Origin of the sequence: Streptomyces sp. RK62, from assembly GCF_018070255.1 — a bacterium.
Taxonomy (GTDB): Bacteria; Actinomycetota; Actinomycetes; order Streptomycetales; family Streptomycetaceae; genus Streptomyces; species Streptomyces nigra.
Map to the genome: position 1 here is coordinate 215,676 of NZ_JAGPYD010000005.1, position 13,636 is coordinate 229,311.

A 13,636-nucleotide genomic window follows, 5' to 3' on the forward strand; every position below is an offset into this window, starting at 1 on the left:
CACCGTCGCGCCTCAGCCCTCCTGCCCGGCCGCCGGCTCGACCAGCGCCGTCTGCATCAGCCGCGCCTTGCGGCGGGCGATGTGCAGGGCCCGGCCCGGCGGGAGGTTCACGGGCTTGGCGTTGCCGAAGAGACGGCCCTCCGTGGGCGGGCAGGAGAGCAGGATCGCGGGGTTGTTCGCCTCGTCCATCCGGCGGATGAGCGCGTCACTCAGACCCCGGCCCGCACCCATGGCGCTCCGGGCGACGACGAGGTGCAGGCCCATCTCGAAACCGAGCGTGAGATGCTCGAAGAGCGGCTCGAAGGGGCTCTGGAACGAATTGCTCGCGACCATGTCGTAGTCGTCGACCAGGATGAACAGCCGCGGACCCGACCACCAGTCGCACGCGCGCATCCGGGCGGGGGCGATGTCCGCTCCGGGGACGCGGGTCTTCATCGCGCGGGCGGCGCCGTCGACGGTCTCCTTGAGGTTGTCCAGGGAGATGACGTGCCCGATGCGGTACTCCTCCGGGATGCCGTCCACCAGGGTCCGCCGGTAGTCCACCGCGATGATCTTCGCCTCGTGCGGGGCGTAGCGGGCGGTGATGCCCGCGGTGATCCGGCGCAGCAGATTGGTCTTTCCGCTCTCCGTGTCACCGACCACGATCAGGTGCGGGGTACGGCTGAAGTCGTGCCACACCGGCTCCAGGGCGTCCTGGTCGATGCCGAGGGGGAGCCGCATACCGCCGCCCTCGGTGGGCTCGGGCGCGGGGAGTTCGGTGAGCGGAAGCCGGTGCGGCAGCATCCGGACCTGCGGGGCGGCCGGGCCCGGCCAGTGCCTGGCGACCTCGCCGACCAGGTGGGCGACGCCGTCTCCGAGGTCGTCGAGGGAGCCGCTGCCGTCCAGCCGGGGCAGCCCGGCCAGGAAGTGCATCTTGCTGTCGGCGGTGATGCCCCGGCCTCCGGTGCGGGGCACCGAGCGCGCCTTGCGGGTGTCGATCTCCGAGTCCATCGGATCGCCCATCCGCAGCTCCAGACGGGTCGCCGCCTGGTCGCGGACCTGCGCGGACAGCTCCACCCAGCGGGTGGTGGTGATGAGCAGATGGATGCCGTAGTTGAGGCCGCGGGCGGCCAGTTCGTTGAACTTCGGCACCAGGTCGTCGTAGTCCTGGCGGACCGTGGACCAGCCGTCGACCACCATGAACACGTCGCCGAACGGCTCGTCGGGGAACTCACCGGCGGCGCGGCGCCGCCGGTAGGACTGCATGGAGTCGATGGTGTGGTCGACGAAGAACTGCTCACGGCGGGCGAGCAGCGTCATGACCTCGGCGACGGCCCGGTGCACCCGTTCCGGGTTGAGCCGCGCCGCGACGCCGCCGACGTGGGGGAGCGCGGCGAACTGGGAGAGGCCGCCGCCACCGAAGTCGAGGCAGTAGAACTGGATCTCGGCCGGCGTGTGGGTGAGGGCGAGCGCCGCGATCAGGGTGCGGGCGAGCGTGGACTTGCCGCTCTGCGACCCGCCCGCGATGGCGACGTGGCCGCCCGCTCCGGACAGGTCCACGACCAGCGGGTCGCGACGCTGCTCGAAGGGCTTGTCGACCAGTCCGACGGGGACCCGCAGCCTGCCGGTGCCGGGCCAGCCCGCGGCGCTGAGGCCGCGCTCGGGGTCGGGGGCGATGCCGGGCAGCAGAGCGTCCAGCGGGGACGGCTCGTCCAGCGGCGGCAGCCACACCTGGTGGGCGGCGGGACCCGAGTCGCGCAGCCGGTCCAGGGCGACGTCGAGCAGGGTCTCCTCGTCCCCGCTCTCCTCGGCCTCCGGCTCCGGAACGGGCGTGGGGTCGAGCGTGCGGGGCACCACCCAGCCACTGGTCCACGGCACCACCTGGCTGGCCACCCGGGCCTGCACGACGGCGCCGGTCCGGCGCCGGTAGGTGCCGGAGGAGTAGGCGGCACGGAAGCGCGTCAGAGCCTCCACACCCGACTTGAGATAGCCGCTGCCCGGCTGCGCGGGCAGTTCGTAGGCGTCCGGCACCCCGAGCACGCCCCGGCTCTCCATGGCGGAGAACGTGCGCAGGCCGATCCGGTACGACAGATGGCTCTCCAGCTGGTGCATCCGGCCCTCGTCCAGGCGCTGCGAGGCCAGCAGCAGATGCACACCGAGCGAGCGGCCGAGGCGGCCGATCATCACGAACAGGTCCATGAACTCGCGGTGCGCCGACAGCAGTTCGCTGAACTCGTCGACCACCACGAACAGACTGGGCAGCGGGGTGAGGTCGGCGCCGCCGGCCCGCGCCCGTTCGTACTCCAGGGCGGAGGTGTAGTTGCCGGCGGCGCGCAACAGCTCCTGACGGCGGATGAGTTCGCCGTGCAGGGCGTCCTGCATACGCTCCACCAGGGCGACCTCGTCGGCCAGGTTCGTGATGACGGCGGAGGTGTGCGGCAGCTCCTCAAGGCCGAGGAAGGTGGCGCCGCCCTTGAAGTCGACCAGGACGAAGTTCAGGGTCTCCGAGGAGTTCGTCAGGGCGAGGCCCAGGACGAGGGTGCGCAGGAGTTCGCTCTTGCCGGACCCGGTGGCGCCGATGAGCATGCCGTGCGGGCCCATGCCGCCCTGCGCCGACTCCTTGATGTCCAGTTCCACCGGGCGGCCGTCGACGCCGACGGCGATCGGCACCCGCAGCCGTGCCGAGCCGGTGTGCCGGGCGAACAGGGCCTTGGTGTCGTGCCGGTGCAGATCGGGGATGCCGAGCAGCGTGGTCAGCTCCACGTCGCTGTCCAGCGGCTGCGCGATGTCGGTGCCCAGGCTGATGCGGCGGGAGGCGAGCAGACGCGCCAGTGACTCCGCGCCGAGCGGGCCGAGCCGGTCCGGCCTGCCGAGGGGCACCGAGCGCTCCTTGCGGCTGCGGTCGGTGCGCACCAGGTTCACCTGGTCCGGCCCGACGGTCAGCCGCAGCGTGTTGCGGCCGGGCCGCCAGCGCAGCGCGCCGGAGACGTCCAGCACGACCGCGTTGCGGTAGCCGTGGCCCTCCCAGCGGTGCCCCTCGGGGACGGTGACGCCGTCCAGGACGACCACGGTGTACGGCTCGTCCCGGCCCGGCCGGGCGTCCGGGTCGAAACCGGGGCGCTCGGCGAACTCGGCGCCGAGCAGGTCGTCCAGCTCGGTGAGGTCGGCCGTGATCCGGCGGACCTGCCCGGCGCCGTCCTCCTCGTGCGGATGCAGGGCGTGCGGCAGCCACTTGACCCACTCCCAGTCGGCCCGCCGCTCGTCGCTCACGCACAGAGCGATCCACAGCTCCTCCGGCGCGTGGAACACGGCGAGCTGGCCGAGAGCGGCACGCACCAGAGCGCGTACGGCCTCGCCGTCGGCGCCCTCGGAGTGCGCGGCCGAGGCCGTGGGCTCCTCGCCCGGTACCGCCTCGGGACGCAGCAGGACGCGCGCCGACGACCGCAGGTACAGGCCGAGGGGCTGTTCGGGAATCGTGGAGTAGGCGCGGATGAACCGGCGCAGGGCGTGCGCGCAGAGCGGTTCGAGGTCCTCCACGGGGCGGGTGGACACCGGGTTGAGCGTGAGGGCGAGCTGCTGTTCGCCGACCGCGAGACGGACCTCTCCGAAGTCCTCGTCGGCCGGGCGGCGTTCCCACAGCCGTGACGTACGGGCCAGCGAACGCAGGGACGAGGGCTCCGGATGGCGCCAGGCCAGCGCCCGCTGCTGCTCCACGATGGTCGACCGGACCCGCTTGCGCATCTGCGCCAGATAGCGGAGGTAGTCGCGGCGTTCGCCCTTCAGACGGTGCTTGCGCTCGCTGGAGCGGCGCATCAGCTGACCCAGGAGCATCGCCCCGGCGGACAGCGCCATGACCCCCATCGCCAGGTAGATGAAGACGCCGTTGCCGCCGCCGGGGCGCAGGAACATCAGCATCATCGACACCGACATCAGCGCCATCGGCAGATAGGTCCATATCGCCGAGGTGTCGGGCACCGTCTCGGCGAGGACCGGCGGCTCCTGGAGGGTCAATTGCCCGTCGGGCATCTCGGGACCGCGCCTGCGCGCCGGCCGGCGGAACAGCACCACACTCAAGGAACAGAACCTCCGGTTTCACTGGCTTTCCGGCCCGCGCCGAATACCGGGACCACCGGTAGCCGCAAAGACCGCACCGCTCATTTCCGGGGACCCGGGTATGCGGTGAACGCCGGATGAATGAGGGGAACGGGAAAGCAGGGAACGGTCCACTCTCCCACCATTCGACTGCATACCGGACAAGCGTCCCGGTCCCCGGCACGTTCCGGCGAGCGTAGGCAGTAGTGTGCATTCACGAAACGCGACCTGTCCACGCGGGAGCGGTGGTTGCCGGTCCCACGGACCCAATTACCCTGTCAGACCTCCCTGTTCGGGGCTGTGCGGACCATCCGTACTCTTCGCACTGTCCCGTTCGCGGGGAAGCCCTCCTGTCAAAGCCCCCACGGAAGACGAGAGTTCAGCTGATGACCGACAGCGCGGTGGCCGAACTGTGCCGCCTCACCGTACGTGCGCCGAGCGTCTCCGTCGATCTGGCCGTCCCCGCCGACGTGCCGGTCGCCGATCTGCTGCCCACGCTGCTGCGTTATGTCGGCGAGGAGGCCGAGGAGGCCGGACTCGACCACGCGGGCTGGGCGCTCCAGCGGCTGGGCGACGCACCCCTCGACGAGGAGACGACCCTCGCCAGGGCCGGCCTCGCCGACGGGGAGGTGCTCTATCTGCGCCCCCACACCGAGGCCCTGCCCGAGGCCCGGCTCGACGACCTCGTGGACGGGATAGCCGACACCGCCGGCCGCAAGCTGCACACCTGGCACCCGGAGGCGGCCCGCGGACTGCTGGTGGGCGCCACGGTGGCGACCGTCATGGCGGCCCTGCTGATGGTGTTCTGGCCGGGAGCGGCGGGCTCCGGCTCGATCAGGGCCGCCTGCTCCGCCGTGGCGGGCCTCCTGCTGCTCGCGGGCGCGGGCACCGCCAGCCGCGCGGTCGGGGACCGGCTGTCCGCGACCGCGCTCGGCCTGCTGGTCGCGCCCTGCCTGGCAATGGCCGGCTGGGTCCTGCCCGGCGGTGACCTGACCGGCCCGGACGCGGCGCAGGTCGCGGGCGCGCGGCTCCTCGCGGCGGGCGCGGCCGGCGCGGGCGGCGCCGTCCTCGCGCTGGCCGCCACCGCCGTCGGCGCCCCGGCCCTGCTGGGCACCGCCGTCGTGTCGGTGGCCCTCGCGACCTCCGGTGCCCTGATCGGCTACACGGACCTGCGCGTGCCGGCCGCGGTGGCCCTGGTCGCCACGGTGTTCGTGCTCGCGGCCGGGGCGGTGGCACCGTTCGCCTTCAAGCTGGCCGGGATGCGGATGCCCGCCCTGCCCTCCTCCGCCAGCCAGCTGCAGGAAGGCATCGAGCCTTACGCGGGCGGCGACGTCGCCGAACGCACCGAGCTGGCGGGACGCTGGGTCACCGCGCTGTTCGCCGTCACCGGCGTCATCGCGGCGGCAGCCCTGGTCGTCCTCGCCGAGCGCCCGAACCTGCCCGAGGTCCTGACGGCGCTCGCGCTGAGCCTGCTGCTGCTCCTGCACTCCCGGGGCCTGGTGCACATCGGCCAGCGGCTGACCCTCGCCGTGCCCGGCATCTGGGGTCTGCTGCTGCTCGCCCGCAGCTGGGCGGTGGACAGCGAGGGCGACGGGCGCCTGGTGGTCTTCGCGGTCCTGCTCGGCGCGGCCGCCGCGCTGGTGATCGCCGCCTGGACGGTGCCCGGCCGCCGGATGCTGCCCTACTGGGGCCGGGCCGCGGAGGTGGCGCACACCGGGATCGCGGTGGCGCTACTGCCGCTCAGCCTGTGGGTCGCGGGCCTCTTCGGCTGGCTGCGCGGCCTGTTCGGCTGAGGCCCACCGCACTCCGGCACGCGAACGACAAGGAGAGGCCGTGCAGTCCAAACGCGACCAGGTACACGCCCACACCTTCATGATGGGCAGGCTCAGTTCGGGCCTGCTGATGGCCGACCCCGACGCTCCGGAGAGCCCGCTGGGACGCACCACGCGCGGCGTGGTCTTCGGCGTGCTCGTCACCGTCCTGGTCGGGGCCGGCGCCACCGTCTACGGCCTGCTGCGTCCCGGCGGCAACGACGCCTGGCGCGACGACGCGCACCTCGTGGTCAACCGGGACACCGGCGCGCGCTACCTGTGGACCAACACCGACGGCGTCCTGCACCCGGTCCGCAACTACGCCTCCGCCCGGCTCATCGGAGGCGCCGACCTGGAGTCCGTCGACGTCTCGTCGGCGTCGCTGAGCGACGTCCCGGTGGGCGCCCCCGCGGGCATCCCGGGCGCCCCCGACGCCGTGCCCGAGCCCGGCCGGCTCGACGACGGTGCCTGGCACATGTGCGTCACGGGCCCGGACGGCGCGCTGCCGGACACCTCCGGCGCCGTAGTGAGCACGGGCGTGGAGGAGGCGGGCGCGACCACCCTGGTGGCCGGTGCGCCTCTGGAGACCAGCGGCATCGGCGGTGGTCGCGGAGTGCTGGTCGAAGGGCCCGACGGCACCCAGTACCTGGTCTGGCGGGGGAGCCGGCTGCCGTTGGACCGCGCGTCGGACGCCCGCAACGCCCTCGGCTACGGCTCCGTGCGGCCGATGCCGGTCTCGGCGGCCTTCCTCGACGCACTGGCCCCCGGCCCCGTCCTGAAGCCGCCCGTGGTCGAGGGACGCGGTGACACCGGGCCCGAACTCGGCGGGCAGGCCACTCGCGTCGGCCAGCTCTTCAAGGTCAGCGTCCCCGGCGGCGACAGCACCTACCACCTGCTGCGCAAGGACGGTCTGGTGCCGCTGACCCGGCTCGGCGCCGCCCTGGTCCTGGGAGACCCGGCCACCCAGAAGGACGCCTACCAGGGGCGCTCGCCCGAGGTGCGCACGGTCGGTGCGGACGCGCTGCGCGAACACCGGGCCACGGCGCAGGGCGCCGCCTCAGCGGAGCTGCCCGACGCACCACCCGTCCCGCGGTCCGTACCGCGCGGCACCGCGCTGTGCGCACAGGTCGACGGCGACGACGGCGGCGTCCGCATCAGATCGGTGCTCGTGCCGCTGACCCGCCTGGCCCCGGTCGCGGTGCCGGAGGGCACCGCACAGCCGCTGAAGCCGGCCTGCGTCCCGACCGATGCCACGGTGGTCCGGCCCGGCCGGGGCGCCCTGGTGCGCGCCCTCAACGCCAGTGGCGCCGCCCACGCCGGGACGAGCTACCTGGTGGCGGAGAACGGCGTCAAGTACCGCGTCCCGTCCAAGAAGGCACTGGCCGCGCTCGGCTACGAGGCCGGGGACATCGCCTCCGTCCCGGCGCCGCTGCTCGCGGCTCTCCCGACCGGGGCGGACCTCGACGCGTCCGCCGCGTCGGGAGTCGTGGAGCCCACGGTGACCGCCCCGCGATGCGCCCCGGCCCCGGAACGGAAGCCGGCCGCGGCGAGCGCCATCGAGGACAAGGCGGACACCGCGCGCTGATCACGGCAAGCAGAGCATTCGGTGCCGATGAAAGGAAAAGGACGGGGCCGACAGAGGTATTGAGCCAAAGTCGTCGCCAACGGTGTGAAGTTCGTCCCAGCCGTCGGGGAACGGCCTGTGGCGGAAACCTCAAAGAAGGCTCAGATATTCACGGACGGCGGTGCCCGCGGAATCCCGGGGAAGCGCCTGCAATGCCGGATACGGCTCTTCGCGAAGCCCGTTCGGCTTCCTCCGGTGCCCGCTTCACGCCCGCCTCGCGTCTCCCGCGCCGGGCCGCGGGCCCCGGTCCTCGAGAGGCTTGTTCATATCGCTGAAACCTGACCTCAACTCCCTTGCCACGCAAGAATTCTGAGACAGACCGACCGAAGCTCAAATCTTCCCTGCGCGCGTTGCGCGGAACACCGGCTTCTCTTTAGCCTCAGCGGGCAACCGCGTGACGAGACAGGGCTGAACGAAGGGAGCGCGACATGGCGGACAGCGCCGCGAGGAGAGCGGACTATGCCAAGGGCTTGGGGGGTGTCTCCTCGCTGGAGTCGGCCCGGAACCAGGTCGAGAAGATCCAGAACAACGTCGCCGAGATCGCCGCGCGTTCGGGCGTCGGCGGCGACGAGGGCCAGGCCCTGCTGAAGCTCTTCCGCAGCTGGAACGCCGAGGCACAGAAGGTCGTCATCCAGATCAGCAAGATGGTCGACGCGCTCCAGGAGAACGTGACCTCCGCCAACCGTCTGGCGCAGGAGAACCAGGACCTGACCGAGGTCCTCAACAGCAAGACCAGCCAGGGCGTCTTCGAAGCGCTGCGCTGACCCGACCGGCAGCACCGGCCCCGTCACGGCGAGGCCGGACCCCTTGAGCTTCCCGGGCCGGCGCCCGGCCGTACGAGAGGAGACGTCATGGCCGACGGCATCATCGACGTGCAGTACCCCGTGGTCCGCAACGCCATCGAGGAGTTGATGGCGCAGACCCAGCAGATCATCACGACCCTCAACAACCTGGAGGACGAGCTCAAGCCGCTCGTCGCCTCCTGGGAGGGCTCCGACCAGGAGACCTACCGCCAGGTCCAGGCCGAGTGGGACCAGGCAACCAAGAACATGGCCCAGCTCCTCGGCGACAATGGCGAGCTGATCCAGACGATCCACGACAACCACTCCCGTGACGAGCGCAGGAGCGCCGACAACTGGGGGAACGTGCGGGCCCGTTAGGGGATCGCCGGAAGCTACCTCCCCGTCGAGGGTTCGGCGGCGCGGCCCGGCCGTCGTCCGTGAAGGGGGCGCCTGCCGGGCCCCCGTGTCCCCGTCCGGCACCAAGCGTCAGGAGTGCGTCCCATGGCCGGTGAGAAGGCCGACGTCAAGCATTTCGACCTCAAGCAGATGGAGAACTTCCGGGACAACGAGGTACAGCCGGTCCACACCGCCGCGAAGAAGCACAAGGAGCAGGGCGACGGCTCCCACATCCGTCCGCTCGGCCACCTGATCGACGGCCACACCACCCCGGACAACCTCGCCCAGGACAAGCAACTCCTGCGCATCGGCAGGATGGTGACCGAGCCGCTGGTCTCGGGGCCGAAGCTGATCGAGGACATCCGCACCGCGGCCGAGGCCATCGACAAACTGCTCGGCGACCAGATGGACCTCTTCAAGGAGTTGAAGGAGGCCCTCACCGAGACGATCGAAGAGGCGAACAAGACCAAGGACAAGAACCTCGACGCGATCGACGCCCAGACACTCCTCCAGACCTTCGACGAGGTCGACACCCTCACCGCCGGCGGCACCGGCGCCTCGGACGAAGAGTCCTGACCCCACCGACCAGAAAGGGCGCCACCGGTGGCAGATCGGTACGATCCCAACTCCGTCGCCAATCTCGACAAGTTCGACAACGCCGGCGACCCGTCGACCGACACCTGGGCCACTCTGGTCACCCACATCACCGGCTATCCGGTGCCCGACCGCAACACGATCTTCGACTCCCTCCGCTCCGAGCACGGCGGCAAGCTGTTCCGGATGGACATCAAGGAGCGCAGCCTCAGCCTGCTCGTCAAGGACTCCGGATTCCTGACGAACAAGGGCGAGGACTACGACATCTGGTTCTTCGACAGCGGCAAGAAGCGCTCCATCATGCAGGCCCGGATCGTCTTCGAGGGCCGCGTGAAGGCGGGCGAGGAGATCATCTTCGCCAGTCCTGGATCGGACAACGTCCACGACGCCCAGGTCCGTGAGGGCAACGAGTTCACGGACTACAACAAGGACAAGATGAGCACCATCCCGCTCGCCCGGTACATGAACGGGCCGCGGGCGGCGCTCCTCGCCCTCCTGGGCGGCAACACCGCCGACGCCCGGTTCAGCAACCTCGGCGTGCCGGGCGCGGACGTCGTGGACCTGAACTCCTTCAACACCACCGGCGAGTCCTTCGACTTCGCCGCCAAATTCTTCAGGGACCACGCCGTCGTGCTGAAGGACTGGGAGGACCGCTTCGGCCGGGACGACGCGAGCTGGAAGGGCGAGGCCGCGGAGGTCTTCCGCAGCCTGCTGAAGAAGATCCGCGAGAACTACGACAGTTACGTCGAGACCTTCGACGAGAGCCCCGCCGCCGGCGACGGGACGGGCACCGGCGGCACCGTGTACTCCCGCGCCCTGTCGCTGGGCCGCAAGTACCTCGAGGACGCCGCGAACAAGCTGCTGGAGGCATGGCTCGCCTGGGCCAAGTCGCCGTACTACGACCCCCATCAGGTCCTGCGGTACGTCCTGGACGACCTCGCCCAGTGGGTGGACGCGAACAACGTGGCCAAGACGGACATCAAGTCCTACACCACCCGCTACTCCACGACCGTCAGCCACAGCCCCCAGGCCGGCTTCACGCAGGTGCACCCCGAGTACGGCGACCTCACCGACATCGCGAACTGGGCGAAGGTGGGTGACGCGGCCGTCAAGATCTGGAGCCAGGGCGTCAACGAGTACCTGGGCAAGCCGGCCGCGGAGGTGCAGTCGAACCTGAACAACCACTTCCTCGACCTGGGCGGCGACTTCTCCGGCAACGTGCCCGAGCCGAAGTCGACCAGCACCGCCTCGGAGGAGTACGAGGAGAAGAAGGCCAAGGAGGAGCAGGAGGAGATCAACCGGCAGAACGAGGAGAACCGCCGGTACCAGGACGAGCTGCGCGCCGAGCAGGAACGGCAGCGCGAGGAGGACCGCAAGTACCAGGACGAACTCCGCGAGGAGCAGAACCGCCAGCGCGAGGAGGACAAGAAGTACCAGGACGAGCTGCGCGAGGAGCAGAACCGGCAGCGCGAGGAGGACAAGCGGCTCCAGGACGAGCTGCGCGAGGAGCAGAACCGGCAGCGCGAGGAGGACAAGAAGTACCAGGACGAGCTGCGCGAGGAGCAGCGGCGCGAGCAGGAGGAGGCCAAGCGCCTGGCCGAGGAGCAGGCCAAGGCCATGGAGGAGAGCCTCGGCGGCATCAACGACCCCGGCGGAGTCACCCAGCAGAACCTCGACGGCCTCGACGACCTGCTGAACCAGAACAACCCGGTCACCGAAAGCCTCGGCGACCTGGGCGACGTGAACGGCCAGGGAGGCGACCAGGAGGCCTTCACGTCCACCCCGCCCCCCGGCATCACCAGCCTGGGCAATCTCGGCGCGATGAACACGGGACCGGGCGGCTCGAACAACTCGAACAACTCGGCGAACGACGCGATCACGGAGAACCTGGGGAACCTCGGCGGCCTGAACGCGGGCGGCGGTCCGGTCAAGACGCCCGGCGGCGGCACGACCCAGTTCGACGACGGCAAGCTCACCACCGACTTCCCGGACGGCAGCAGCACCAGCTTCGACCCGGACAGCGGGATGCTCACCACCACCCACCCGGACGGCAGCGTCACCACGCAGGACCTCGGAGACGGCACCAGGGTGACCAACCCCGACGGCTCGGTGACCAGCCTCGGCGACGACGGCAGGCTGACGACCACCTTCCCCGACGGCAGCGTCCAGACCGTCGACCCCTCCACCGGCCAGGTCAGCACCACCGATCCCGACGGCACCACGACCACCCAGGACCTCGGCAGCCTGGGCGATCTCAACGGCAACGCCAACGCGGACCTGGGCGACATCGACTCCGACCTGCCCACCCAGTCGGAGACCGACCTCGGCGACCTGGGGAACCTCAACAGCGACTTCAGCGGGCTGGAGACCCCGACCGGCGGCAGCACCCAGCTCAGCGACGGCGACATCGCCACCGACTTCCGCGACGGCAGCAGGATCAGCTTCGATCCGGACAGCGGTCTTCTCACCAGTACGGACGCGGACGGCACCACCACGACCACCGACCTCACCCACGGCGCCACGGTGACCAATCCGGACGGCTCACGGACCAGCCTCGACAACGGGATGCTGACCACGGAGTTCCCCGACGGCAGCAAGCAGGTCATCGACCCGGACACGGGCATCGCCACCGTCACCGACCCGCAGGGCAACACCGAGCGCATCGACCTGCACGATCTCAACACGTCCGGCGGCCCGGACACCTCGGACCTCCTCGACGGCCTCGGCGATCTGGAGAGCGGCGGCCTCGACGACACCGCAGGCGGTACCTCCGTCCAGGACCTGTCGCTCTCCGATCTCGGCGTCGGCGGAGGAGCGGGCGACGCGGCATCCGGTGTCGGCATCGGGGAGAGCCACGTCACCGCGGACGGCTCCGGCGGGACAGGAGTCGATCCCCTCTCGGACGGCTCCGCCGACAACGCCGCCACACCCCTCGCCCCGGCCGCCGGAGCACCGGGGGCTCCCGGCATGCCCGGCAGCCCCGGAATGCCGATGGGCGGCATGGGCGCCGGGGGCATGGGGGCAGGCGGCGACAAGGGCAACGGCGAGCGGGTGCGCGCCGTACTGGTCGACGCGGCGGAGGAGAGCGAACGCCGCAACCGCCGCCGGCGCAACCCGTGGAACCGTCAGGAGGACGACGACACCTTCCTCGCCCCCGCGTCCCGTGTGGCGACCACCGGCGGTGACTCCCCCGAGGAGGAGACGCAGCCCGGCCGCGCCAGGGTCACCAGCTCCGACTACCTGGAGGAGGACGCCGACGTGTGGGGCACCGAAGAGGGCGGCACACCCGCCGTCATCGGTCGGTGAGCCCCACGCGAGCGGGGGCCGGGCACCCCGGAAGACGCATCACACCCTGCCCCCGCTTTCGCGGCGGGGGTCTCACCGGGCAAGATCAGCAGGGCAGTTGACGGTCCGTCGAGCGGGGCCGGGCGCGCAAGGCGAACCGCCGGGCGCACCCGGAGACCGACGGCGAAGGAAGGAGCGGGCGTGACGGAACCGCTGGAGAAGCGCCTCGAGAAGGCGATGGCCGAGCTCCAGGCCGCCCAGGAGGCGGTGGCACGCACCGAACGCGAGCTGCGGCAGGCGTCGTTCACCGTGCTGTCCTCCGACCGCGCGGTCCGCGCCACGGTCGGCCCGCAGGGCGAGCTGTCCGGGATCGAGTTCCTGGAGAACAAGTACCGCGCCATGTCGCCCCAGGAGCTGGCGGCCAGCGTTCTGGAGGCGGCGAACGCGGCCCGCCTGAAGATGAACCGCCATGTGATGAAGGCGATGGCGCCCTTCACCGAACCCAGCAGCGGCATCCCGGAGCTGAAGGGCTTCGAGGTGGACTGGGAGCGGATCTTCGGCCCCGAGGTGCTCCGTGACGACGACGAGGACACGCCCCGCGACACCGGGGCCACCCCCGCCTGGCGGGACGCCCTCGGCGAGGACGGGGAGGACTGATGGGACAGCGCTACTACGCCGACCCGAACCGTATCGAGGCCCTGGCCAGGCAGCTCGAGGAGATCGGCACCCTGGCCAAGAACATCACCGAGGAGTTCCTCGACGACCTCGCGCCCACCGTCACCTGGCCCGGAACGGAGGGCGAGTTCGCGGAGAAGGCCAAGCCGCAGGAGCAGAAGGAGCGGCAGACCACCAAGGAGACGATGATGTCCATCCGCGACGCGGTCGTGGGCATCACCGACGCCACGGTCAGCCAGGTCCGGATGATGAAGGAGACCCGCGACCGCCACATCGAGGACATCGAGCGGGCCGACAGCCGCATCGAGACCGACGGCCTGAACGGTGACGGCCCGGGCGGGCATGGCCGTCGCTGATCCCCGCACCGCCGGCCGCTTCCGCAGCACCCCGGGAGCGGC

At 71.2% G+C, this 13,636-nt stretch carries 9 protein-coding genes; 8 read left to right on the forward strand and 1 reads right to left on the reverse strand.

Going from position 1 to position 13,636, the window contains the following annotated elements:
* Positions 1-12: 12 nt before the first annotated feature.
* Positions 13-4,053, reverse strand: coding sequence for a type VII secretion protein EccCa (gene eccCa, locus KBY32_RS11965; protein WP_247689329.1), 4,041 nt, complete (start codon positions 4,051-4,053; stop codon positions 13-15).
* Positions 4,054-4,457: 404 nt separating this feature from the next.
* Between eccCa and eccD the strand changes: the two genes are divergently transcribed.
* From eccD to KBY32_RS12005, 8 genes are all read left to right on the forward strand, one after another.
* The gene (gene eccD / locus KBY32_RS11970) at positions 4,458-5,864 is read left to right on the forward strand and encodes a type VII secretion integral membrane protein EccD (protein ID WP_210979923.1); all 1,407 of its coding nucleotides are present in this window, start codon (positions 4,458-4,460) and stop codon (positions 5,862-5,864) included.
* 40 nt (positions 5,865-5,904) lie between these two features.
* Complete coding sequence (eccB, locus tag KBY32_RS11975) at positions 5,905-7,467, forward strand: type VII secretion protein EccB (RefSeq protein ID WP_210979924.1); 1,563 nt, start codon at positions 5,905-5,907, stop codon at positions 7,465-7,467.
* Between the two features lie 467 nt (positions 7,468-7,934).
* Complete coding sequence (locus tag KBY32_RS11980; protein ID WP_108710403.1) at positions 7,935-8,270, forward strand: hypothetical protein; 336 nt, start codon at positions 7,935-7,937, stop codon at positions 8,268-8,270.
* An 87-nt stretch (positions 8,271-8,357) separates the two neighbouring features.
* Positions 8,358-8,666, forward strand: coding sequence for a WXG100 family type VII secretion target (locus KBY32_RS11985; RefSeq protein ID WP_055620471.1), 309 nt, complete (start codon positions 8,358-8,360; stop codon positions 8,664-8,666).
* 123 nt (positions 8,667-8,789) lie between these two features.
* Positions 8,790-9,260 carry a type VII secretion system-associated protein gene (locus KBY32_RS11990; RefSeq protein ID WP_055620472.1) on the forward strand — a complete coding sequence of 157 codons (471 nt, stop codon included), beginning with the start codon at positions 8,790-8,792 and terminating at the stop codon, positions 9,258-9,260.
* A gap of 27 nt (positions 9,261-9,287) precedes the next feature.
* Complete coding sequence (locus KBY32_RS35655; RefSeq protein WP_210979925.1) at positions 9,288-12,584, forward strand: AAWKG family protein; 3,297 nt, start codon at positions 9,288-9,290, stop codon at positions 12,582-12,584.
* A 180-nt stretch (positions 12,585-12,764) separates the two neighbouring features.
* Positions 12,765-13,220 carry a YbaB/EbfC family nucleoid-associated protein gene (locus KBY32_RS12000; RefSeq protein ID WP_108710406.1) on the forward strand — a complete coding sequence of 152 codons (456 nt, stop codon included), beginning with the start codon at positions 12,765-12,767 and terminating at the stop codon, positions 13,218-13,220.
* A complete protein-coding gene (locus KBY32_RS12005; RefSeq protein WP_055620475.1) occupies positions 13,220-13,594 on the forward strand; it encodes a hypothetical protein in 375 nt (124 codons plus the stop codon). The genes KBY32_RS12000 and KBY32_RS12005 overlap by 1 nt, the downstream gene beginning before the upstream one ends.
* Positions 13,595-13,636: the final 42 nt, after the last annotated feature.